The sequence below is a fragment of the Micromonospora sp. DT231 genome, assembly GCF_049847025.1.
In the GTDB taxonomy this organism is placed as follows: domain Bacteria; phylum Actinomycetota; class Actinomycetes; order Mycobacteriales; family Micromonosporaceae; genus Micromonospora.
This window is the reverse complement of the sequence record NZ_JBNCNO010000001.1, coordinates 21,941-44,970: the sequence shown is the minus strand read 5'-3', so window position 1 is coordinate 44,970 and position 23,030 is coordinate 21,941. Positions and strand designations below refer to the sequence as shown.

The following is a 23,030-nucleotide window of genomic DNA, read 5'->3' as shown; positions in this document are numbered from 1 at the left end:
CGCCCCACCGCAGCTGCCGTCACGCTCTGCGCGCCTCACGGCATGCGCACTGACCGAACCTGTCACAGCCCTTCCCCGGTCAGCACAACCGTCACCGGAACCCCACGCGGCGGTGACCTCTCGATGCTGTCTCGCAACGACCGGTGCACGGGGCATCCGCACGACGGATGCAGCGGATCCGGGCACCGGAGCAGGTCGACCTTGTTGGCGACTTCCGCGGACAACTCGGGTCGATTCTTCCGCTGGTCTCATTATTCAGCGTCGCGCTCATCACGGCACCTGCTTCACCAGGCACGACGGCCGACGGGTCAGGTCGGAAGCGCCGTTAGATCCACAGGCCTGAGGACGTTGGAGGACGTGTTCCTCGCGCTCACCGGCCGATTGAGCGGTGCCTGTGGCAATCCCCCGAGGCGTGATCGTCGCTGTCCGTCCGGCTGATGATGATCTCACGTCTCTGTAGTTTGCTGATCGACGTTCCGTATACATCTAGGAGGGTCAGTGAATCGAGGGAGATCCGTGTGGGGTCCGGTGTCTCGGATCCCGCGCCTGTCGCGTAGTCGCGGCGGGCGGATGGTAGCCGTCGGATTGTCGGTGGTGCTGGCAGCGACGATGGCGGATTGGGTGGCCGCGCCGCCGGCCGCTGCGGCTCCGCAGCCGGCCGAGCGTGCTCAGGCTGAGCCGCAGGTGTTGAAGCGGCCGGATGAGGCGGCGGCGCTGGTGACGGCGCGGTTGACCAAAAAGAAGGTTCAGATCACCGGGATGACGTCGGAGACGTCCGACTTATGGGCGTTGCCGGACGGGCGGGTGGAGGCGGTGGTCCACCTCGCCCCGGTGCGGATGCGGCGAAGCGGCGAGTGGATTCCGGTGGACCTTGCCATGGCCGCTCAGCCGGACGGTTCGGTGGCACCGAAGGCTCATCCGGGCGACCTGCGGCTGTCTGGAGCGCGGCCAGCGTCGTCCAATGGAGAACTGGCGTCGCTGGAGACCGGTGATGGTCGGATGGCTCTTGGTTGGAGCGGGCGGCTCCCGGCGCCGACTGTCGAGGGCGCGAAGGCTGTGTACGCCGAGGTGTTCCCTGGCGTGGACCTTGTAGTGGAGGCCACTCGGACCGGTGTCGAGACGTTCTTGGTGGTGAAGTCCCGCGAAGCGGCGGCTCATGTCGCTCAGGTGAGCATGCCCGTCACCGGTGAGGGACTGAGGTCGTTTGCGCGGGAGGCGAACGGCAACATCAAGTTCCGGGACGGGAAGGGTCGGCAGATCGCGTCATCCGCCGCGCCGGAGATGTGGGACGCCCACGTCGACGCGGCGGGGCAGCCGACCGAGCAGAAGGTGGTCTCTGCCCAGGTCGGTGCCTTGACTGAGGTCAAGAACCGGGGCCGTCGTGCCGACTTTAGCCTGCGCCCGGACATGGCGTGGCTGACTGCTCCCGAGCGGCAGTACCCGGTGGTCATTGACCCGCAGCTCAACCCGGTGTCGACGACGTTCGACACGTATGTGAAGCAGAACGATGGCGTCGACCGGGGTGGCGCCAAGGACCTGGAATTGGGCCGTTCCTCGGACGGCCTCATTGCTCGCGCCCTGGCCCGCTGGGACACCACGGCTCTGGTGGGCAAGAGGATCAACTCCGCGACCATGTACTTCTGGAATTTCTGGTCGGGGAGCTGCTCGGCGCGGTCGTGGGAACTCTGGTCGGTTGGGCCCGTCTCCGAAGGGGTGCTCTGGGGCACCCAGCCGGCGTGGAACTACCAGGAGGCTACCTCGACGGCCACCAAGGGGTTCGACACTTCCTGCAACGACGGCTGGTCATCCATCGCGGCTACGAGCTTCTTCCAACGCGCGGCGAATGTCGGTGACACGCGGGCCGATATGGGCATTCGGTCCACTTCGGAAACTGACGGCGCCGCCTTCAAGCAGTTCCGGTCCCGTAACGCGTCAGCGCCGGCCGAGGTGCCGTACGCGGTCGTCAACTACGACTCGTATACGACGGTCACGGCGCGGGCGACGGTGCCGTCGTTACCGTGCGCGACCGGGTCCAGCACCCCCTACGTGAACACGAGGACACCGCAGCTCCGGGCGCAGATCACCAACCCCGACGGGGCGCAGGTGAAGGCCGAATTCGAGTGGTTGACCGACGGTGGCACCAGGCTCGGTGGTGCGATCGTCGGGCCGGGCGCGTCGGGCTCCTGGCTGGCCACCTCGGTGCCGGCCGGCGTCTTCGGCGAGGGTGCAACATACTCGTGGCGGGTACGCGGGACCGACACCCTGGTCAACGGGCCGTGGAGCGGGTACTGCGCGATGATCGTGGACACCATCGCGCCGTTGGCGGCACCCTCAGTGGCGTCGACCGCCTACCCGCAGGGGCAGTGGGCCGGAGCGGCTGGGACGGCGGGTGACTTCACGTTCGGCGCCTCCGGCGTGAGCGACGTCTCCGCCTACGAGTACGGCCTGAACGTCAACCCGCCTAACCAGACCGTCAACGCGGCTAGCCTCGGCGGAAGCGGCACCGTCTCGATCACCCCGACCGCTGACGGGCCGCAGACGCTGTACGTGCGCTCGCGTGACCGGGCAGGCAACCAGTCGGCGATCCAGGCGTACACCTTCGACGTCGGCTCTGGCGCGGTGACCTCGCCCAAGGAGGGTGACATCACCGCGGCGAAGGTGGCCATCACTGGCGTGGGCCAAGCGGCCGCCGCCGGTGTCACGTACCAGTGGCGGCGCGGCGACGCCGATGCGTGGGTGGACATCCCGGCTGGGCACGCCAGCGTCGCTGCGGGCGGCGGCGCGGTGACGTGGCCGCTGCCGACCAGCGGTGGAGGCAACTTCCCCAAGCTCAACTGGAACGTCGAGGCCACCCTCGCGGCATCCGACGCGGAGTCCATCCCCCGCAGTGGCCCGCTCCAACTGCGAGGCACCTTCACCGGTGGCACTGAGGGCACCTCCAGTGCGGTGAAGATCAGTTTCGACCGGGACCAGGCGTCGGCGGCGGCGCAGGAGATCGGGCCCGGCTCGGTCAACCTCATCACCGGCAACTACACGGTGTCCGACACCGACGTCTCCGTCGACTCGTTCGGCAGTGACCTCACAGTCACCCGCGCGTACAACACCCGGCGAGCGGGCACGACGGATGCGGCGAACATGTTCGGGCCTGGCTGGGTGTCGGGCACTGTAGTTGACGAGGCCGAGTCGCCCTACACGTCGCTGAGCGTGTTCGGCTCGCTGGTGCAGGTCGGTCTGCCGGAGGGTGACACGATCGGCTTCACCAAACGCACTGCCACCGTCTTCGATCCCGAAGTCGGTATGGAGTTCCTCAAGCTGACGTACAACTCCACCGGCGACTCGTACGCGATGACGGACGAGGACGGCAACACGGTGCTGTTCACCCGGGTCACCGGGACTGCTGCGGGCAAGTACTTCCCGACCTCGGTGACCGTGCCGGGCAACAACCAGACCACGACGTTGGGCTGGGAGAAGGCCACCGTCGACGGCAAGGAGGTCGTCCGGCCGACCCGGATGCTGGCTCCGGTCCAAGATGGGGTCAACTGCACGACGCTGACCCGCGGATGCCGGGCGCTGACGTTCACCTACGCCACGACGACGACGGCGACCGGCACTGCCGAGTCGGCGTGGGGCGACCACACCGGCCGGGTGAAGGAGATCGCCTTCACCGCCTGGGATCCGGACCTGGCCACCCCAGCGATGCGTACCGTGCCGATGGCCAGGTACGCATACGACAACGCCGGGAAGCTCCGGGCCAGCTGGGACCCCCGCCTGGACTGGAACGACGCCGGCACCACCCGCCACCTCTGGGACACCTACGACTACACCGCGGGTGGAGTCCTCAGCATCATCAAGCCTGTCGCCCAGGAGCCGTGGCAGCTCAGCTACACCACCATCCCCACCGACCCGGGCGCCGGCCGGCTGCACAAGGTGACCCGCTCGGCGCTCACCGCCGGAACCGCCACCCAGACGGTGGTCTACAAGGTGCCGGTCTCCGGCAGTGGCGCACCGTACGACCTCTCACCAGGGCAAACCAGCCGGTGGGCCCAGACCGAAGCGCCGACCGACGCCACCGCGGTCTTCCCGGCCAACCAGGTCCCGAACGGAAACCCGGCAACGGGATCCCTGCCGTCGTCGTACGAACGCGCGACGGTCACCTACCTCGACGCCAACGCCCGTGTGGTCAACACCGCCACGCCGGGAGGGCACATCGGCGCCACCTGGTACGACCAATGGGGCAACACCGTCCGCACGCTGACCGCCGGCAACCGGGCGCGGGCCCTCAACGCCGGATCGTCGGACGACGCGGCGACGGAGAGCACGCTCGCCCGCCGCTACTCCACCCTCAACAACTACTCCTCCGACGGGCAGCGGCTCACCAGCACGCTGGAGCCGGAGCACGACGTGATGCTGGCGACCGGCACCACCGTGCGCGGGCGCAAGCACACCACGAACACCTACGACCAGGGCGCGCCGACTACAGGTGGCCCGTACAACCTGGTGACCACCCAGGTCGTCGCGGCTTGGGTCAAGGACAGCGACGGCGTCGAGAGCGACACCGACCAGAGGACAACCACCACCCTGTACGACTGGGCACTGCGCCAGCCGACGGTGGTGACGGTGGACCCGGCTGGGCTGGCCCAGACCACGCGCACGACGTACGACCCGATCACCGCCCTGGCCACCTCGACTACGGCTCCGGCAGGCGGTGCCACCACCAACACGCCCGCCACCCAGACAACCATCTACTACCGGGCGACCTCCGGTTCCGGCTACAGCGAGTGTGACCTCAAGCCAGAGTGGTCCAACCTGCCCTGCCGGGTGCAGCCCGGCGGCCAAGCCGCCAGCGGGCCAGAGCTGCCGGTTAAAGCCACCACCTACGACATGTTCAACCAGCCAAGGGTGGTCACCGAGAAGACCAGCGCCGGCATGCTACGGACCACTACCACGACCTACGACAACGCGGGCCGGGCGTACGAGACAAGCGTGGCCGCCGCCGCCGGCCTGGGCACGGCAGTGCCCATCAGCCGGAACGTCTACGAACCCGCGACCGGCCGCCTGCTGCGCAGTCAGCAGGTGGTCGGCGGACTGGCGACCGCGCAGGTGGAGAAGGGGTATGACAGCTTGGGCCGGCAGACGTCGTACACCGACGCCGACGGAGCCGCCTCGACCACCACGTACGACCTGCTCGGGCGGGTGGCGACCAGCAACGACGGCAAGGCCACCCGGACTTACACCTATGACGGTGGCGCCGAGCGGCGCGGCCTACTCACCTCGGTCAACGACACGCAGGCCGGCGTCTTTTCCGGCAGCTACGACGCCGACGGCACACTGACAGCGGAGACCTGGCCGAACGGCGTTCAGGTGACCACGCAGACCGACGAGACGAGCACCCAGGTCGGCATGACCTACGTCAAGCCCGGCTGCGCGGCCACCGACTGCACCCTCTATACCGAGTCGGTGGTGGAATCGACGCACGGCCAATGGCGAGACCGGTCGTCCAGCCTGTCCAAGCAGAACTACAGCTACGACCAGGCTGGCCGACTCACCTCGATCCAGGACACCATCGGCGGCCAGTGCACCACCCGGTCGTACGGGTTCAGCACCTCGTCGAACCGCAACACGCTCTCCGAGTACGCTCCGGCGGCGGAAGGTGCCTGCCAGACCGTCACGGCGACATCAACCCGGACCTGGACATACGACACCGCGGACCGGGTCATTGCCCCGGGATACGTCTACGACGCACTCGGCCGTACCACAACCGTCCCCGCAACCGACACCGGCAACCCAGCCGGCGGCAATGCCACCGCGGCGTACCACGTGACGGACCTGGTCGACACGATCACCCAAAACGGTCGCACCACCGATTACGCACTGGACGTCACCGGTGAGCGCATCCGATCCTGGACCGACACCACCATCAGCGGCGCCGCAAGTCAGTCGGTGCACCACTACGACGGAGACGACGACAGCCCATCCTGGACCCAGGAGGCGGTCGACCGGTTCACCCGGCCGGTCTCCGGGCTCGCCGGCATGGCCGGCATCTTCAATAGTCAGAGCGGTCAAGTCGACTGGCAGGTGGCCAACCTGCACGGCGACGTGGTCGCGACTGTTCAGGCCGACGACGAGGGCCTGTCCCGTACCAGCGAAGCTACCGAATACGGCAACCCGCGCAACACCGATGACCTCGGAACCCAGCGGTACGGGTGGCTCGGTACCAAGCAACGGGCCGCCGATGCCCCGTCCGGCATCGTCCTAATGGGCGTCCGCCTCTACAACCCGACCACCGGCCGGTTCCTGCAGACCGACCCGATCTACGGCGGCAACGCTAACCCGTACGACTACTGTTCGGGCGATCCGGTCAACTGCTCCGACCTCGACGGTAAACGGAGCTTCTCCAAGTGGAAGAAGAAGGCTTGGCAGAGCACCAAGCGCTGGTGGCGATCGAACGGTAAGTGGGTGGTCGGCGGAGCGCTCGCCGTTGGTGGTGCAGCCGCCTGCCTCGCCTCCGCTGGCATCGCATGTGCCATCATCGTCGGTGCTGTGGTCGGCGGCGCTGGCTACGGATACAACTGTTACCACGACAGCGGCTACCGGTGGAGCAGGCGGTGCAGCGGTCAGGCAGCCAAGGGGGCGGCCTATGGCGCGGTGACTGGCGGCGCCGGTAAGTATCTCAAGCTCCGTTACGCAGGCCGGAACGTCAAGGCATCGCACCGCGGCCATGGACGCGGAGGGTACGGCCGGTCCGGCTCGCACCGTGAGCGTGGAGGGCGCCAGTGGGCGAGCAGGTGGTGGTGATCGACGACAACTTTGCGGGAGGCATGATGAGCGGGCAGAGGCCAACCGTCGCCAGATGGGCCTTCTGGGTTGTCGGGATTTTGGCCCTGGCATTCGTTACCCAGGTGGTCGCGTCGAGGTCCGGGCAGGAATGGGTGCAATCGGCCGGTTTTGTTCTGCTGATTTTCTTCGCATTCTTTGCCGCTCCGTACCGGACGAAGTAATTCAGCACCTTCTCTGACTCATCTGGAGAGTGGCATCGCGCGAGTGCCGGCGGTCGAAACCGCCGGCACTCGTTGTCCGGGATGGCTCGTCCGAGGTCGGCCTACCTCGCCTGACAGCTGGGCCAGTATTGGGCAATCAACGGTACGGTTGGCTAGTACTCCAGCCGCATCTGGTGGAGATGGAGTCTTCGCTGGTAAGGGACGTCTCGTAACTGGGTGAAGGTGTTGCCCTGGGCCGGGGCGGTGGTCAGCCGGTGAGGATGATGTTGTGGAGGTTGGCGATGCCGGAAGCGGCGTCGGCCAATGTGTGGCCGGCGCGGCGGTAGTCGCGCAGGATCTTCCAGTTTTTCATCCTGGCCAGGGCGTGTTCTACCCCTGCTCGGACGGTGCGGTGCTCGACGTTGAGGGCTTCCTTCCAGGCGGGCAGATCCGTGCCGTCGGGGGGGCTTGCGGTACGGCATGATCACCTCGGGGTTGCCGCGGTAGCCGCCGTCGGCCATCACCGGTCGCCCGTCCAACGTCTCGGCGATGCCCGAGGTGCGGTAGACGATCGTGTCGTTGCGGTTGCCGGGCTGCGGGTCGCCGACGGCGATGACCAGGCGGGTGGAGGCGTCGATGGCGACCTGCAGGTTGGTGGAGTACCGGTAGTTCTTGCTCCGGGCGGCCAGTCGGTGATCGCGGGTCGGGACCAGCGTCCCGTCGACGATCGCGATCTGCTCGACCGGCCGTTTGCGCACCGGCGCCAGGGCCAGCAGCGGTGCGAGGGTGTCGATGACCCGGTGCGCCGCGGAGTGCGACACCCCGAACAGCGGACCGATCTGGCGCATGGTCAGGTTCGTGCGCCAGTACGCGGCGACCAGCAACACCCGATCGGCGAGGTCGAGAGCCCACTGCCGTCCCGGCCGGCCGTCGGCGATGCCGTCACCGCCACGCTCGGCGACCAGCCGGACCAGCCTGCGGAACTGGGCAGGCTGCAACCCGGTGAACGGAAAGATCCACTCCGGGCGCGCTGCCGTGATCACCTGCACCCAGGCATCCTCGGTGATCATCCTGAGCAGACAGACACCGGGGTTACGAGACGTCCCTTAAGCAGGCGCAGCATCGTCGCGCGAACTGCATCCGAACCCGCCGTCGGCGCGCTTCGTCATCCCGTCACCTCCACTGGTGGCAGCCCGTTGGCTGCCGCACCGGCGTCAGGTTTCAGACGAGGCGTTTCCCGGCCGCTGCCAATCGGCGTCACGCCGGCACCCGGCCCGTTGGCTGCTGTTTCCGAGGGACGCGCCCCAGTAGTTCCGACGACGGCCGCAGCGGTCTGACGCCTTCCGCGGCCCGTAGGCGGCGCCATTCGGAAGCGTCACCAGATTCACGAAGCAAGACGACTAAAGGCCAGGGACAGAACGGCCGAACCGGCGAGGAAACACGACCCGACCTTGGAGCGCAAGCCGTGTTACCGGCGCTCCCGGGAACGCCGCTACCAAGAACGGGTAGCGCCACAAGCAACACCGAAACCGGATGGTCGTGTCGAGGCATGCCAGACCGTGCCTCTCCAGCCAGACGCCCCTGGCGTCCGCTCCCCTCGACCACAGGACCAGGGTGATGACCACCAGCAGTTTCAACCAGGACGAGCTACTGCAACTTCCTGCGATGATCGACCTGGCGACCGCCGCCCGCGCTCTCGGAGTTGGCCGCACAAAGGCTTACGACCTGGCGAAGAGTGACGCCTTCCCCTGCCCGGTGCTTCGGATCGGAACCTCGTACCGCGTGCGCACGGCGGATTTGCTCCGCCTTGTCGGCGTCGATCGGCAACCGGCGACAAGCCGCGGCGACCGTCCGGACCGGACAGACGGACGCTACGGCGATCGTTGAGATCCATCCTCGTCGGGTGCAGTGGCAGCCCATGCCGGCCGATGCCGCCCGGCGAGAACATCGTCGACGAGCAAAGCGACGATTCCGGGCGGGGTCAGGTCGGGTCGCAACAGACCCAACCTCTCCATTTCCGACGGCGTCAGCCTGATCTTGACCTGCTGATCCCGCTTCTCCCGCGCCGGCAACGGCGGCAGGTTGTCAGCGACAGGGCGCTGTCGCGGCATACCTCAACTCCTCGGCAAGCAGATCGAACGGCCGCATGACAAGTCGAGGGTCCCACATCTCACATCGCCTATCGCCATCCGCCACCACGGGGAAGTCGGGGCCAAAGTTTGGTACCACAATTAGGTACCATTGGTTGGCAACCCTCTCCGTCGCAGGCCCCGGCGAAAACCCCCTCCACGAAAGGCGCAGAAGCAGAATGAGCACCTCGGACCCGATCAAGAAGATCACGCTTCGAAGCGGCAAGACCCGTTACCGGTTCGTCCTCGACGTCGGACGCAAGCCGGACGGGCGTCGGGACCAGCGGACGTACACCTTCGACACCAGGAAGGAAGCGAAGGCGGAGTACGCCCGGATCAAGCACGAGACCGACCGCGGCACGTACGTCAAACCCGGCAAGATCACGGTCAACGACTTCCTCGACGAGTGGCTAACGTCCGCCACACGGGATGTCGAGAAGGCCACCGCCGCCAACTACCGCGATGCGTTGCTGCCGGTCCGCGCCCGCCTTGGCAGCAAGCCACTCCAGGACGTCACCGAGGCCGACATCGAGGCTCTGATCGACTGGATGCTGACGGAGGGCCGGAAACGTGGTGGCAAGCCGGGAACGGGGCTCGGCGTCCGGTCAGTGCGCCTGACGCTCGGCAGGCTCCGGACCGCGCTGAACGTGGCGGTTCGCCGCCAGCTCGTGGTGCGCAACGTCGCGGCGTTCGTGGCAATCCCCCGGGCTGCCGCGAGGGCCGCAGCCGAGGCACAGGCTGAGCGCAAGCCCTGGACTCAGGAGGAGGTGAAGGCGTTCCTGACCGGCATCACGGGCGAACGCCTCTACGCGGCCTGCCTGCTATCGCTGATGGGTCTTCGACCGGCCGAGGTGTGCGGGCTGCGATGGTCCGATGTCGACTTTGAAGCGGGAACTATCGCGGCCGGTGACAACACCCGGACGCTCGTTGACGGAGAGATCGAAGAGAAGGAGGCCAAGTCCGCGGCTGGCAAACGCGGCCTGCCGATGCCCGCGACGGTGACGCGGGCGCTCAAGGCGTTCCACACCCTACAGAAGAAGGAGCGCCTGAAGGCCGGTAACGCCTACGTCGACAGCGGCTACGTCCTGGTCAACGAACTCGGCCAGCCGCAGCGCACCGACTGGCTCCGCCGCCGGGTGTACGAGCTGATGGCCAAGGTCGAAGTCCGCAAGGTCCGGCCGTACGACGCCCGGCACGCCTGCCTGACCTACCTCGCCGGCGCCGGAGTTCCCGACGTCGTGCTGGCGGCCTGGGCCGGCCACGCCGACGGCGGCACGCTCGCCAAACGGGTCTACGTCCACCCCGACAGCAGCCACCTCAAGGTGGCGGCCGAGCACCTCGAATCAGGGCTGTTCGGGTGACTTGAGCGCCCGGAATTCAGCAGTACGGGCGTACGTGAGAAATTGTGAGATGAAACGGCAAAAGGCCCCGACTCACCGAAGTGAATCAAGGCCTCTGACCTGCCGAAACTCTGTCGGGACGGCCGGATTCGAACCGACGACCCCTTGACCCCCAGTCAAGTGCGCTACCAAGCTGCGCTACGTCCCGCCCCCGCGTGGTTTCCCCCGCGGCAGCCGGTACAGCTTAGCGCAGCCGCCCCGGGGCCTCCGCACAGGCCCCACCCGCATCGCGAGGTGACCGAACCACCGCACACCCCCTAAAGCGTCCTAGGAGGGTGGGGTGGAAGAAATGCCGGACGAGCGAGGATCGCCCATCCGGCATTTCGAGAGAACGCAGCAGGTCAGCCGTGCGCCTTGCCTCGGCCGCCGGGGCCGAGCTTCTTGCGGGGGCGGACCGAGATCTCGATGGGGCTGCCCTCGTACCCGAACTCCTCGCGGAGCTTGCGCTCGACGAAGCGCTGGTAGCCGGCGTCGAGTGGGCCGGTGGTGAAGAGCACGAACCGTGGCGGCGCCACACCGGCCTGGGTCGCGAACAGGATCCGCGGCGCCCGCCCACCGCGCACCGGGTGCGGGGTGGCCTGCACCAGCGCGGTCAGCCACTGGTTGAGGTGCGCGGTCGGCACCCGCGTTTCCCAACTGGCCAGCGCCTTGTTGAGGGCGGGGGCCAGCTTGTCCACGGCCCGGCCGGTCATCGCGGACAGGTTCAGGCGGATCGCCCAGGGGATGCGACGCAACTCCCGGTCGATCTCCTTGTCCAGGTAGTACCGACGGTCGGCGTCGACCAGGTCCCACTTGTTGAACGCGATGACCATCGCCCGGCCGGCCTCGGTCACCATCGACAGGATCCGCTGATCCTGCTCGCTGATCGGCTCGCTGGAGTCCAGCAGCACCACGGCCACCTCGGCGGCCTCGATCGCGCCGGCGGTACGCAGGCTGGCGTAGTACTCGGTGCCGCTGGCCTTACCGACCCGCTTGCGCAGCCCGGCCGTGTCGACAAGTTGCCAGGTCTGACCGCCGATCTCGACCAGGCTGTCCACCGGGTCCACAGTGGTGCCCGCCACCGAGTCGACGACCGCCCGATCCTCGCCGGAGAACCGGTTGAGCAGGCTGGACTTGCCCACGTTCGGCCGCCCGACAAGCGCCACCCGGCGCGGTCCACGCGGCCGGTTCTCGACGATCGCCGGGGCTTCCGGCAACGCGGCGAGGATGGCGTCGAGCAGGTCGCCGGAGCCACGCCCGTGCAGCGCGGAGATCGGGAACGGCTCACCGAGACCGAGCGACCACAGCGAGGTGGCCTCCATCTCGATGGAGGTGTTGTCGGCCTTGTTCGCGACCAGGATCACCGGCTTGGCGCTGCGCCGCAGCATCTTCACCGCGGCCTCGTCCACGTCGGTCGAGCCCACCATCGCGTCGACCACGAAGAGGACCACGTCGGCGGTGACGACCGCCGTCTCGGCCTGCGCCGCGATGGCCGCGGCCCGGTCCTTCGCGTCCGGTTCCCAGCCGCCGGTGTCCACCACGGTGAACGCCCGGCCGTTCCACTGCGCGTCGTACGGCACCCGGTCCCGGGTCACCCCGGGGACGTCCTCGACGACCGCCTGGCGGCGGCCGATGATCCGGTTGACAAGCGTGGACTTACCCACGTTGGGGCGGCCGACCACGGCCACCACCGGCTGCGGGCCGCTCGGTTCCTCGACGGCGACGTCGGGCTCACGCAGCTCGACCCATCCCGCACCCTCGCTCACGCCGCTCCTCCGCTGCGCTCCGGACCGACCAGAGACACCAACGCGCTACTCATGCCACACCCCGCTCGTGGAGCAGGTCGCGCAGCCGCGTCACAACCTCGTCGATGCCCAGCTCCGTGGTGTCCAGCACCACCGCGTCGGGTGCCTGCGCCAGCGGGTTGACCTTGCGGGTCGAGTCGAGCAGGTCCCGTCGGGCCAGGTCGGCGGCGGTGGCCGCCACGTCAGCGGCGTCCTCGGCGCTACGCCGGGCGGCACGGACCGCCTCGGAGGCGGTCAGGAAGACCTTCAGGTCCGCGTCCGGCGCGACGACCGAGCCGATGTCCCGACCCTCGACGACGATGCGCCCAACGTTGGCGATCATCTCGCGCTGCCGGGTGACGAGCAGCTCACGAACAGCCGGCACGGCGGCGACGGCGGAAACCGCCCCGGTCACCTCCGGGCCACGGATGTCCGCGTCCACGCCCACGCCGTCGACGGTCGTGGCGTACCCCTGCGGGTGGGTGCCGATGTGCAGCTTGACCTCGCTGGCGACCTTGGCCACCGACGCGACGTCGGCGAGGTCCACGCCGGAGCGCAGCACGGCCCACGTGATCGCCCGGTACATCGCCCCGGTGTCCAGGTAGCGCGCACCGATCGTGACGGCGAGCCGCCGCGACACGGTGGACTTACCCGAACCGGACGGCCCATCCACAGCGACCACACATCGCCTGGCCCGTACGTTTTCCTCCACCGTGTCCTCCTCAGCCCGTACCTCACGGATCGCCCGGTGATCTGGCGCCGCAAGCGGATGGTCAATCGTCATCAATCATGCCCGCGGTCCGTGGCGGACCCGCGCGCGACGCCGCCGGAGGCGACCCACGCCACCCCGGCGGCCGCGTCTCGGCCGTTGTGGAGCCTACCGGCAGCCGTACCCCGAACTCGGGGGTCAGTCACCCACCGCGGTGAACAGGGCCGCGACCTCGGCGTTCGTCAACCGCCGGATCCGCCCGGTCCGCAGGTCACCGAGCCGGATGGGCCCGATCGAGGTACGCACCAGCCGCGTCACCGGGTGGCCGACCTCCTCCATCAGCCGCCGGACGATGTGCTTGCGCCCCTCGTGCAGGCTCAGCTCCACCTGGGCGCTTTTGCCCAGCGTGTCCACCACCTTGAACGAGTCGACCTTGACCGGCCCGTCCTCCAGATCGACCCCGGCCAGCAACCGCTTGCTCAGGTTGCGCGGGATCGGCCCGACCACCTCGGCGAGGTAGGTCTTCAGCACCTGGTACGAGGGGTGCATCAGCTTGTGCGCGAGCGTGCCGTCGTTGGTGAGCAGCAGCAGGCCCTCGCTGTCCGCGTCGAGCCGCCCGACGTGGTAGACCCGCTGCTCCAACCGGGCGCCGATGAAGTCGGACAGCTCGTTGCGTCCCTTTTCGTCCGCCATCGTGGTGACCACCCCGCGCGGCTTGTTCATCGCCACGTAGACCAGGCGGACGTCCACCTGGAGGCGCTCGCCGTCCACGTGGATCACGGCGATGGCCGGGTCGACCTTGTCGCCGAGCTTGGCGACCCGCCCGTCCACGGTGACCCGGCGGCGGAAGATCAGGTCCTCGCAGGCACGCCGGGAACCCACGCCAGCGGCGGCGAGCACCTTCTGCAGGCGCTCAGCCCCCTCGAAGACAGGGGCGTCGGGTTTGGGGGAACGGTTATCGGGTCGCATCAGCAAGCTCTTCTACGTCGTCGGGCAGGAAGGGTGCGAGGGGCGGCAGCTCGGCAACGGTGTTCAACCCGAGCTTTTCCAGGAACAACGTGGTGGTCCGGTAGAGGAACGCCCCGCTGTCCGTTTCGGTGCCGCACTCCTCGACGAGGCCGCGGGTGACCAGCGTACGGATGACCCCGTCGACGTTCACACCCCGGATGGCTGAGATTCGCGAACGGGTCACCGGCTGCTTGTAGGCGACCACGGCGAGCGTCTCCAACGCCGCCTGGGTCAGCCGCACGGACTGCCCGTCCAACACGAACCGTTCAACGTACGTAGCGTATTCCGGCCGGGTGTACAGCCGCCACCCGCCGGCCGCCCGGCGCAACTCGAACCCGTGCCCGGCCGCGGTGTAGCCGGCGGCGATCTCGTCGAGCACCGGCCCGACCCGTTCGGCGGGCTGCTCCAGCACCTGCGCCAGGACCAGCTCACTGACCGGCTCGTCGACCACCAGCAGGATCGCCTCCAGGGCGCCGCGCAGCTCGGTGTCGGACATGTCGGGCGCAGGCTCCGGCGCGACAGTCACCCGCCGCCGCCCCGCCAGCTGCCGCCGGGGTACGTCCCCAGCGCCCCCCGACTCCCCCGCCGCCGAGCCCTCCCCCCGCGCCGAGCCCAGCTCCGACTCCGAGCCCGTCCCCGATTCCGACTCCGACTCCGATTCCGATTCCGGCCCCGACTCCGACCCCGGCCCCGACCCCAGCTCCGGCCCCAGTTCCGGCTCCGGCTCCGGCCCCAGCCCCGGCTCCAGCTCCGGCCCCGGCCCCAGCCCCGGCTCCGGCTCCGGCTCCAGCCCCAGTTCCGGCCTCAGCCCCGGCTCCGGCTCCGGCCCCAGCCCCAGCCCCGGCTCCAGCCCCGGCTCCAGCCCCGGCTCCAGCCCCGGCTCCGGCTCCGGCTCCGAGCCTGAGCCCAACTCCGAGCCCGACGCGCTCGCGTCCGGCTCGGCGAAGATCTTGGAAGATTCCGGCCCCTGGAGGGGCACTTTCCCTCCAAGATCTTCCTGATCCGACGGTGACGCCAGGGCCGGCTCGACCGGCGACGGGGCCGGCTCGACCGGCGACGGGGCCGGCTCGACCGGCGGGCCGTCAGTGTTGTCGGGGGTGTTCTCGGCGGCGGGCGGGCGAGGGCGGTCCCACGGGGGGACCCAGGCGGCGGCCTGGTCGGCCAGTGAGTCCCGGCGTTGCTCGTCACTCATCCCGCGCACCCTCCGTCGTTCCCGTCCCGTCCGGCCCGCCGGCCTCCCCCGCCGACTCAAGCTCAACCCGCACCGGCGCAGGCTCAGCCGCCGCCAGTGCAGGCCCAACCCCCGCCGGCTCAGCCCCCGCCGGCTCAGGCCCAACCCCCGCCGGCTCAGCCCCCGCCGGCTCAGGCCCAACCCCCGCCGGCTCAGCCCTCGCCGACGCAGGCCCGGTCCCGTGCGGCTCAGCTCCGGCCGGCTCAGGCCCAACCCCCAGCGACACAGGCCCGGTCGGCTCAGGCCCCACCGACGCAGGCCCGATCCCGTGCGGCTCAGCCCCGGCCAGCCCAGGCCCAACCCCCAGCGACGCAGGCCTGGGACCGTCCGGCTGAGCCCCGGCCAGCTCAGGCTCAGCCCCCACCGACTCAGGCCTGGGACCGTGCGGCTCAGCTCCGGCCGGCTCAGGCTCAGCCCCCGCCGACTCAGGGCCAGCGCCTGGCGGACCGGGGTCGGCCGGGGTGCCGGCGTACTCGTCGACGTGCAGCTCCGTGTCGCCGTCGGCCGGGCCGGTCCAGCGCACGGTCAGCTCCTCCAGGGCCTGTTCCTGGACGAAGGCGACAAGCCCCTCCCGGTACAGCTCCAGCAGCGCGAGGAACCGCGCCACCACCTCCAGGGTGGCCTCGCAGTCGGAGCAGAGCAGCGAGAACGTGGCCGTGCCGGCCCGCCGCAGCCGGGCGGCGAGGATCGCCGCGTGTTCCCGGACACTGACCCGGACCATGTGCACGTGGGCGATGGAGACCTCCGGCACCGGTTTCGGGGTCATGGCCTTCACGGCCAGCTTCAGCAGCCGCTGCGGGCCGATGCCGAGGACCAGGTCGGGCAGCGCCTCGGCGTAGCGGGCCTCCAGGCTGACCGCCCGCGGGTACCGCCGGCCGCCGACGGCTTCCAGCTCGGCGATGTACGCCGCCGCCTCCTTGTACGCCTTGTACTGCAGCAGCCGGGCGAAGAGCAGGTCCCGGGCCTCCAGCAGGGCGAGGTCGGCCTCGTCCTCCACCTCGGCGGAGGGCAGCAGCCGGGCCGCCTTCAGATCGAGCAGGGTCGCGGCGATGAGCAGGAACTCGCTGGCCTCGTCCAGGTCCCAGTCGTCGCCCATGGCCCGGATGTAGGCGATGAACTCGTCGGTGACCGTGTGCAGGGCCACCTCGGTGACGTCGAGTTTGTGCTTGCCGATCAGTTGCAGCAGCAGGTCGAACGGGCCGGTGAAGTTGGCGAGCCGCACCGTGAAGCCGCTGGCGGCCGGGGCGGCGGGCAGGTCGGCAGCCGGATCGGCGAGCGGCACACCATCGACCTCGCCCGGAGCAGCGGTGTCGGGTGGGTCGAGGGGTGGCGCGGTCACCGCACGACCGTAGTCCACGAGGCGGGCACCGGGCGTTCCGGCTACCGCTCCGACTGGGCGGCGATCACCTCGCGGGCCAGCTGACGGTAGTTGCGGGCTCCGGAGGAGGCCGGGTCCATCGTCGTGATGGGGGCACCGGCCACGGTGGACTCCGGGAACTTCACCGTCTTGGTGATGACCGTCTGGTAGACCTTGTCGCCGAACGCCTCGACCACCCGCTGCAGGACCTGGCGGCAGTGCGTGGTGCGGCTGTCGTACATGGTGGCGAGGATGCCCTCAAGCTCCAGATCGAAGTTGAGCCGCTCGCGCACCTTGTCGATGGTGTCCAGCAGCAGCGCCACACCGCGCAGGCTGAAGAACTCGCACTCCAGCGGGATGAGCACGCCGTGCGCGACGGTCAACGCGTTGATCGCCAGCAGGCCCAGCGACGGCTGGCAGTCGATCAGGATGTAGTCGTATTCCTTGCGGACCGTGCGCAGGACCCGGGCCAGGGCCATCTCCCGGGCGACCTCGTTGACGAGCTGGATCTCGGCGGCGGAGAGGTCGATGTTGGCCGGCAGCAGGTGCAGGCCCGCCACGTCGGTCTTGATGACGACGTCTTCGGCGATGATGTCGTCCTGCATGAGCAGGTTGTAGATGGACAGGTCGAGGTTGTGCGGGTTGACTCCCAGGCCCACCGAGAGGGCGCCCTGCGGGTCGAAGTCGACGAGCAGCACCTTGCGGCCGTACTCCGCGAGCGCCGCGCCCAGGTTGATGGTGGTGGTGGTCTTCCCGACGCCACCCTTCTGGTTGGCCATCGCGATGATGCGCGCCGGCCCGTGCCGGTCGGTGGGCATGGGCTCGGGGATGGGCTTGCGCATCGTGTAGGCAGCCGGGTCCGCCGGACCCAGATCCGCGCCGAGCGTGGCCTGCTGCTCGCGGAGCTCCGACGTCCAGGTCTCGGCACGGTCACCGTTGCCAGCCATGTGTTCGTTGCCCCCTCCCGACGACCCCACCCGGCGTCGGAGCCGTCCGACGTCCTTCGCGGCGCCGCTGCGCACCCCGGTCGTGTCGCTCCAGGAGGTCCGCGCCGATGCCGACTGTACGCCACCGACCAGCAGGGGGTCGGGCACCGGCCCGGCGTGTCGGCGCCGACCGCGACCGGGTTCAGTCCCGGGCGCGCGGATGGGCGGTGGCGTACACCTCGCGCAGCCGCTCCACGGTGACGAGTGTGTAGACCTGTGTGGTGGTCACCGACGCGTGTCCGAGCAACTCCTGGACCACCCGGACGTCGGCGCCGCCGTCGAGCAGGTGGGTGGCGTACGAGTGGCGCAGGGTGTGCGGCGAGACCGCCGCGGGCCCGTCCACGGGCAGCCCGGCCCGGCCGGCGGCGGCGCGCAGGATGCCCCAGGCGCCCTGGCGGGTCAGCGCGCCGCCGCGGGCGTTGAGGAAGACCATCGGGGTGCCCCGACCGGTGGCGGCCAGGCCGGGGCGGGCCCGGACCAGATAGGCGCGCACCGCGTCGACGGCGTACCCGCCGATCGGCACCAGCCGCACCCGGCCGCCCTTGCCGCGCAACAGCACGGTGCCCTCGTCGGTGTCCAGGTCGTCCACCGCGGCGCCGACCGCTTCGGAGATGCGCGCGCCGGTGCCGTACAGGAACTCCAGCAGCGCCCGGTCGCGCAGCGCGAGGGGCGCGTCGTCGCCGGTCGCGGTGATCGGGCCGGCGGTCTCCAGGAGCCGGACCACGTCGTCGACGGGCAGCGCCCGGGGCAGCCGCCGGGGCGGGGTGGGCGGGCGCACGTCGCGGCTCGGGTCGGCGCCGGCCAGTCCCTCGCGCAGGGCGAAGCGGTGCAGGCCGCGGACCGCGCTCGCCGCGCGGGCGGCGGAGGATACCGCCAGCGGCGGGTGCGCGTCGTCGCCCGCGCGCAGCCGGGCCAGGTGCGACTCGACCAGGCCGGCGCCGACCGACGCGAGGTCGGCGACGCCGGCTTGGACCAGGGTCGCGAGATAACGGTCCAGATCCCGGCGGTACGAGGCCAGCGTGTTCGCCGACAGTCCACGCTCGACGGTGAGGTGGTCGAGGTAGCCCCGTACGGCACGGCGCAGCGCCGGCGTGGGCTCGTCGCCCACGCCGGCGCCGGTGTCCGTGCCGCCGGTCAGCCCGCCACCCTCAGGCCAGCGCCTCGGTCAGCGGGAGCACGTCCATGCCGTGCGCCTCGGCGACCGGGCCGTAGGTGACCTGGCCGGCGTGCGTGTTCAGGCCCAGCCCCAGCGCCGGGTCGCGGCGCAGCGCCTCGCGCCAGCCGTGGTTGGCCAGCTCCAGGGCGTACGGCAGGGTGACGTTGGTCAGGGCGTACGTGCTGGTGTTCGGCACCGCGCCGGGCATGTTCGCGACGCAGTAGAAGATCGACTCGTGCACCTTGTAGACCGGGTCGGCGTGGGTCGTGGGACGCGAGTCCTCGAAGCAGCCGCCCTGGTCGATCGCGATGTCGACGAGCACGCTGCCCGGCTTCATCCGGGAGACCAGCTCGTTGGAGATCAGCGTCGGCGCCTTCGCGCCGGGCACCAGCACCGCGCCGATGACCAGGTCGGCGTCGAGCACGGCCCGCTCGACCTCGTAGGCGTTGGACGCGATGGTCTGCAGGTGGCCGCGGTAGATGGCGTCGGCCGAGCGCAGCCGGGCGACGTTCTTGTCCAGCAGCAGCACCTCGGACTGCAGGCCCAGCGCGATCGCGGCGGCGTTCATGCCGGACACGCCGGCGCCGATGACGACGGTCTTGGCCGCGTACACGCCGGAGACACCGCCGGGCAGCACACCGCGCCCACCGCCGGTCCGCATCATGTAGAAGGCGCCCACCTGCGGGGCGAGCCGGCCGGCGACCTCGGACATCGGGGCGAGCAGCGGCAGCGACCGGTCGGGCAGCTCGACCGTCTCGTACGCGATGCCTGTCACCTTGCGGTCGATCAGCGCGTCGGTGCACTCCTTGGAGGCGGCCAGGTGCAGGTAGGTGAAGAGCACCTGCCCCTCGCGCATCCGGTGGTACTCCTCGGCGATCGGCTCCTTGACCTTGAGCACCAGCTCGGCGGTCTCCCACACCTCGTCGGCGGTGGCGAGGATCGTCGCGCCGGCGGCGGTGAACTCCTCGTCGGTGATGCTGGAGCCGACCCCCGCACCGGCCTCGACGAAGACCTGGTGACCACTGCGGGTGAACTCGTTGACGCCCGCTGGCGTGATCGCCACGCGGTACTCGTGGTTCTTGACCTCGCGTGGGATTCCGACCTTCACGATGCAGACACCTCTCTTCGGGGCTGCTCTCCCCCGACTGCTCGGTGCCGCGGCGGCCCCTTTGCCACCACGGTCCACCGGTCCCGCCGGCGGCAGTCTAGGCGCGCCCGGTGCCGCCGCGAGCCAGCACAGTGGCATCCGGTGCCCGGGTGTCCTGACGATGTGTCACGGCACAGCCGGGATTCAAGCGGTCGAGCGTCACCTCAGCCGACAGGACAACGTTTCACCATTATCGTCCCGTCTGTCGGGCGGCGGTGCGGACAGTCGACGAGTGGATCACTACTGTGTCCGCTCATGACCACTCCTCCGTACCAGCCCGGCTACCCCCAGCCGGGGTACCCCCAGGGCGTCTCCGACAAGAGCAAGATCGTCGCGGGCATCCTCGGCATCCTGCTCGGCACCTTCGGTGCCGGTCGGTTCTACACCGGACACACCAAGATCGCCGTTCTCCAGCTCGTCGTGAGCCTGGTGACCTGCGGCCTCGGCGCTTTCTGGGGCCTCATCGACGGCATCCTCATCCTGGTCAACGGCGGCACGGACGCGCAGGGCCGTCCGCTGCGCGACTCCTAGACCAGACAGCGAAAGGGGCCCCGCGGCTGACCGCGGGGCCCCTTTGGCGCGTACTCCCTCGCCGGCTGGACCGGCGGTGGCGCTCAGCGGGGCAGCGGCGCGTCCGCCCGGCGCAGCGCCGACCAGCCGGCGTCGCGGGCGCGGGCCGCGGCCAGCAGCCCGGCCACCGCGGACGCGTTGGTGATCTCGCCGGCCAGGACCATGGCCACCGCCTCGTCCAGGCCGATCCGGACGACCTGGAGGTCGGCCTCCTCGTCGTGGCGCTCGTGCCGCTCGTCGGCCGGCACCTCGGCGAGGTCGCGGGCCAGGAACACCCGCACGACCTCGTTGGTGAACCCCGGCGAGCTGTGCAGGTCGACGAGCACGTCGACCCGCCCGGCGGTGAGGTCGGCCTCCTCGGCCAGCTCCCTCAGCGCGGCCGCCGGCAACTCCTCGCCGGAGACGTCCATCAGACCGGCGGGCAGCTCCCACAGGTGCCGCCCGACCGCGTGCCGGTACTGCCGGATCAGCACCACCTGGCCGGCGTCGTCGAGCGCCACCACGGCCACCGCCCCGACGTGCCGGACCAGGTCACGCAGCCCGGTCCCACCGCCGGGCATGGTCACCTCCTCGGTGACCACGTCGAAGATCCGCCCCCGGTACCGCTCCTCGCGGGAGCGCACCTCGTAGCGGTGCTCCAACCCGCTCACGCCGCCGCCTCGCTGCGCTCGACGACGGCGTGCGGCACCCCGCTGAGCCTGCTGGTTCGCTCGCTGCGCTCGCTCACGAGGTGGACGCGGCCTTCGTCGCGGCGCCGTTGCGGGCGGCCTTGCGCGTCGTCGGGGCCTCCGCCGCCGCGTCCAGGTCGACAGGCAACTGGTCGGCCTGCGAGTACGTCACCGCGGCCTTGACGAACGAGGCGAACAGCGGGTGCGGGCGCGTCGGGCGGCTCTTCAACTCGGGGTGCGCCTGGGTGGCCACGAAGAACGGGTGCAGGCTCCGGTCCAGTTCGATGAACTCGACGAGCCGGCCGTCCGGCGAGGTGCCGGAGATGTGCAGGCCCGCCTTGGTCAGCGCGTCCCGGTAGGCGTTGTTCACCTCGTACCGGTGCCGGTGCCGCTCGCTGATCTCGGTGCTGCCGTACGCCTCGGCGACGATCGAGCCCTCGGTCAACGTCGCCGGGTACGCGCCCAGCCGCATGGTGCCACCCAGGTCGCCCCGGCCGGCGACGATGTCCTCCTGGTCGGCCATCGTGGCGATGACCGGGTGGGCCGCCTGCTCGTCGAACTCCAACGAGTTGGCGCCGTCCAGGTCGGCCAGGTGCCGGGCCACCTCGATGGTCATGCACTGCAGGCCGAGGCAGAGCCCGAGCAGCGGGATGCCGGCCTCGCGGGCGTACCGGGCGGTGCCGATCTTGCCCTCGATGCCCCGGACACCGAAGCCGCCGGGGATGAGGATGCCGTCCACGCCGGCCAACGCCGCGGCGGCGCCGGCCGGGGTGACGCACTCGTCGCTGGGCACCCAGCGCAGCTGCACCCGGGCCCGGTGCCCGAACCCGGCCGCGCGGATCGCCTCGCTCACCGACAGGTACGCGTCGGGCAGGTCGACGTACTTGCCGACCACGGCGACGGTGACCGTGTGCCGGGGCCGGTGCACCCGCTCCAGCAGGTCGTCCCAGCTGGCCCAGTCCACGTCCCGGAACGACAGACCGAGCCGGCGCACCACGTACGCGTCGAGCCCCTCCCGGTGCAGCACCTTCGGGATGTCGTAGATGCTCGGGGCGTCCGGGGCGGCGACGACCGCCTCGGCGTCCACGTCGCAGTAGAGCGACAGCTTCTCCTTGAGCTTCACCGGGATCTCCCGGTCGCAGCGCAGCACGATCGCGTCCGGCTGGATACCGATGTTGCGCAGCTGCGCCACCGAGTGCTGGGTCGGCTTGGTCTTCAGCTCACCCGACGGCGCCAGGTACGGCACCAGCGAGACGTGCAGGTAGAAGCAGTTGTCCCGGCCCAGGTCGTGGCGGACCTGACGGATCGCCTCCAAAAACGGCAGCGACTCGATGTCGCCGACGGTGCCGCCGACCTCGGTGATCACCACGTCGGGGAGCTGGCCGTCCTCGTCCGGGTCGGCCATCGCCAGGATCCGCGACTTGATCTCGTTGGTGATGTGCGGGATGACCTGGACGGTGTCGCCCAGGTATTCGCCCCGCCGCTCCTTGGCGATCACGTCGGAGTAGATCTGGCCGGTGGTGACGTTCGCCTTGCCGGACAGGGCCCGGTCCAGGAAGCGCTCGTAGTGCCCGACGTCGAGGTCGGTCTCGGCGCCGTCCTCGGTGACGAAGACCTCACCGTGCTGGAACGGGTTCATCGTCCCGGGGTCGACGTTCAGGTAGGGGTCGAGCTTCTGCATCACCACCCGCAACCCGCGCGCGGTCAGCAGGTTGCCGAGGCTGGAGGCGGTGAGGCCCTTACCCAGCGAGGAGGCGACGCCCCCGGTGACGAAAATGTGCCTGGTCGTCCGTGCTGATGGGGCCAAGGCCTGCTCCCGTGTCGTCTGTCGCGGTCATGGCAGACCGCCGTGCTTGATCAACAAAAGTGATCACGCGATCCACGGGATTCGACGGTAACACCTCCCGGGCGGGTACCCGCAGGCCGCAC

The 23,030-nt window shown here is 69.9% G+C and carries 14 protein-coding genes, 1 tRNA gene and 2 pseudogenes; 5 read left to right on the top strand and 12 right to left on the bottom strand.

Going from position 1 to position 23,030, the window contains the following annotated elements; genetic code table 11:
• The first annotated feature begins 609 nt into the window (after positions 1-609).
• Positions 610-6,795 (top strand): RHS repeat-associated core domain-containing protein, encoded by a 6,186-nt coding sequence (locus ACPXBU_RS00170; RefSeq protein ID WP_425755454.1) that lies wholly within the window; start codon positions 610-612, stop codon positions 6,793-6,795.
• A complete protein-coding gene (locus tag ACPXBU_RS00165; protein ID WP_393368050.1) occupies positions 6,774-6,998 on the top strand; it encodes a hypothetical protein in 225 nt (74 codons plus the stop codon). The genes ACPXBU_RS00170 and ACPXBU_RS00165 overlap by 22 nt, the downstream gene beginning before the upstream one ends.
• 247 nt (positions 6,999-7,245) lie before the next feature.
• On the opposite strand, the pseudogene ACPXBU_RS00160 reads toward ACPXBU_RS00165, so the two are convergent.
• Positions 7,246-8,026 (bottom strand): annotated as a pseudogene (locus ACPXBU_RS00160) (transposase family protein).
• 568 nt (positions 8,027-8,594) lie between these two features.
• Here ACPXBU_RS00160 and ACPXBU_RS00155 point away from each other — a divergent pair.
• Positions 8,595-8,864 carry a helix-turn-helix transcriptional regulator gene (locus tag ACPXBU_RS00155; RefSeq protein WP_393368048.1) on the top strand — a complete coding sequence of 90 codons (270 nt, stop codon included), beginning with the start codon at positions 8,595-8,597 and terminating at the stop codon, positions 8,862-8,864.
• Between the two features lie 358 nt (positions 8,865-9,222).
• Positions 9,223-10,467, top strand: coding sequence for a tyrosine-type recombinase/integrase (locus ACPXBU_RS00150; protein WP_425755451.1), 1,245 nt, complete (start codon positions 9,223-9,225; stop codon positions 10,465-10,467).
• A gap of 113 nt (positions 10,468-10,580) precedes the next feature.
• Here the strand turns inward: ACPXBU_RS00150 and ACPXBU_RS00145 are convergent.
• The 9 genes and pseudogenes from ACPXBU_RS00145 to ald form a co-directional block, all read right to left on the bottom strand.
• Positions 10,581-10,654: transfer RNA gene (locus ACPXBU_RS00145), tRNA-Pro, on the bottom strand.
• Between the two features lie 193 nt (positions 10,655-10,847).
• Positions 10,848-12,251: a ribosome biogenesis GTPase Der gene (gene der, locus ACPXBU_RS00140; protein WP_393368044.1), complete on the bottom strand. Its 1,404-nt coding sequence runs from the start codon at positions 12,249-12,251 to the stop codon at positions 10,848-10,850.
• A 49-nt stretch (positions 12,252-12,300) separates the two neighbouring features.
• Entirely contained in the window at positions 12,301-12,981 is a 681-nt protein-coding gene (gene cmk, locus ACPXBU_RS00135; RefSeq protein ID WP_425755449.1) for a (d)CMP kinase, read from the bottom strand.
• A 195-nt stretch (positions 12,982-13,176) separates the two neighbouring features.
• On the bottom strand, positions 13,177-13,947 hold the full coding sequence (locus ACPXBU_RS00130) for a pseudouridine synthase (RefSeq protein WP_425755447.1): 771 nt from the start codon (positions 13,945-13,947) through the stop codon (positions 13,177-13,179).
• On the bottom strand, positions 13,934-14,722 hold the full coding sequence (gene scpB / locus ACPXBU_RS00125; protein WP_425756667.1) for an SMC-Scp complex subunit ScpB: 789 nt from the start codon (positions 14,720-14,722) through the stop codon (positions 13,934-13,936). The genes ACPXBU_RS00130 and scpB overlap by 14 nt, the downstream gene beginning before the upstream one ends.
• Before the next feature lie 915 nt (positions 14,723-15,637).
• Positions 15,638-16,556, bottom strand: a pseudogene (locus tag ACPXBU_RS00120) (segregation and condensation protein A); the annotation flags it as partial.
• A 41-nt stretch (positions 16,557-16,597) separates the two neighbouring features.
• Positions 16,598-17,521: a ParA family protein gene (locus tag ACPXBU_RS00115; RefSeq protein WP_030487987.1), complete on the bottom strand. Its 924-nt coding sequence runs from the start codon at positions 17,519-17,521 to the stop codon at positions 16,598-16,600.
• Positions 17,522-17,702: 181 nt separating this feature from the next.
• The gene (locus ACPXBU_RS00110) at positions 17,703-18,698 is read right to left on the bottom strand and encodes a site-specific tyrosine recombinase XerD (protein ID WP_393369090.1); all 996 of its coding nucleotides are present in this window, start codon (positions 18,696-18,698) and stop codon (positions 17,703-17,705) included.
• A gap of 10 nt (positions 18,699-18,708) precedes the next feature.
• Positions 18,709-19,824 carry an alanine dehydrogenase gene (ald, locus tag ACPXBU_RS00105; RefSeq protein WP_393368036.1) on the bottom strand — a complete coding sequence of 372 codons (1,116 nt, stop codon included), beginning with the start codon at positions 19,822-19,824 and terminating at the stop codon, positions 18,709-18,711.
• 294 nt (positions 19,825-20,118) lie between these two features.
• On the opposite strand from ald, the gene ACPXBU_RS00100 reads away from it, so the two are divergent.
• Positions 20,119-20,394 (top strand): TM2 domain-containing protein, encoded by a 276-nt coding sequence (locus ACPXBU_RS00100; protein WP_393368035.1) that lies wholly within the window; start codon positions 20,119-20,121, stop codon positions 20,392-20,394.
• Between the two features lie 83 nt (positions 20,395-20,477).
• Here ACPXBU_RS00100 and ACPXBU_RS00095 read toward each other — a convergent pair whose 3' ends face one another.
• The gene (locus ACPXBU_RS00095; protein ID WP_425755444.1) at positions 20,478-21,083 is read right to left on the bottom strand and encodes an NUDIX domain-containing protein; all 606 of its coding nucleotides are present in this window, start codon (positions 21,081-21,083) and stop codon (positions 20,478-20,480) included.
• Between the two features lie 73 nt (positions 21,084-21,156).
• The gene (locus ACPXBU_RS00090) at positions 21,157-22,908 is read right to left on the bottom strand and encodes a CTP synthase (RefSeq protein WP_393368031.1); all 1,752 of its coding nucleotides are present in this window, start codon (positions 22,906-22,908) and stop codon (positions 21,157-21,159) included.
• Positions 22,909-23,030: the final 122 nt, after the last annotated feature.

Bases quoted from the DNA above. Each gene is read 5' to 3' on its own strand.
- ACPXBU_RS00170 (WP_425755454.1), top strand. From the start codon at position 610: ATGGCGGATTGGGTGGCCGCGCCGCCGGCCGCTGCGGCTCCGCAGCCG.
- ACPXBU_RS00155 (WP_393368048.1), top strand. From the start codon at position 8,595: ATGACCACCAGCAGTTTCAACCAGGACGAGCTACTGCAACTTCCTGCG.
- ACPXBU_RS00130 (WP_425755447.1), bottom strand. From the start codon at position 13,947: ATGCGACCCGATAACCGTTCCCCCAAACCCGACGCCCCTGTCTTCGAG.
- ACPXBU_RS00115 (WP_030487987.1), bottom strand. From the start codon at position 17,521: ATGGCTGGCAACGGTGACCGTGCCGAGACCTGGACGTCGGAGCTCCGC.
- ACPXBU_RS00100 (WP_393368035.1), top strand. From the start codon at position 20,119: ATGACCACTCCTCCGTACCAGCCCGGCTACCCCCAGCCGGGGTACCCC.